Origin of the sequence: Pseudomonas sp. SIMBA_068 (assembly GCF_046534705.1) — a bacterium.
Taxonomy (GTDB): Bacteria; Pseudomonadota; Gammaproteobacteria; order Pseudomonadales; family Pseudomonadaceae; genus Aquipseudomonas; species Aquipseudomonas putida.
This window is the reverse complement of record NZ_JAWRYI010001905.1, coordinates 1-228: the sequence shown is the minus strand read 5'-3', so window position 1 is coordinate 228 and position 228 is coordinate 1. Positions and strand designations below refer to the sequence as shown.

1 protein-coding gene is annotated in these 228 nt (G+C 64.9%); it reads left to right on the top strand.

Features of this window, described 5'->3' with window-relative positions; translation table 11 throughout:
* The coding region (locus tag SB756_RS36410) for an amino acid permease (RefSeq protein WP_410914116.1) at positions 1-228 on the top strand (228 nt) is incomplete at both ends.

Genomic DNA, 228 nt, shown 5'->3' with positions numbered 1-228 from the left:
GCTGCGCTACTCCAAATTGATCGCGCCCCTGTCGGTATGGTGCAACTGGTTCGCCTGGTCACCCGTGCTGTCGCTCGGCTGCTCCATTGCCGCCGGCTACATTCTCAATGCCCTCTTTCCGATTCCCGTCTTCACGGACAGTTCACCCGAAGTCCTGGCCTATATCGCCGCCCATGCCGGCACGGCCGCGGCTGTCACCGCCGTGATGGCGTCAGCCGGGGCCGTGCC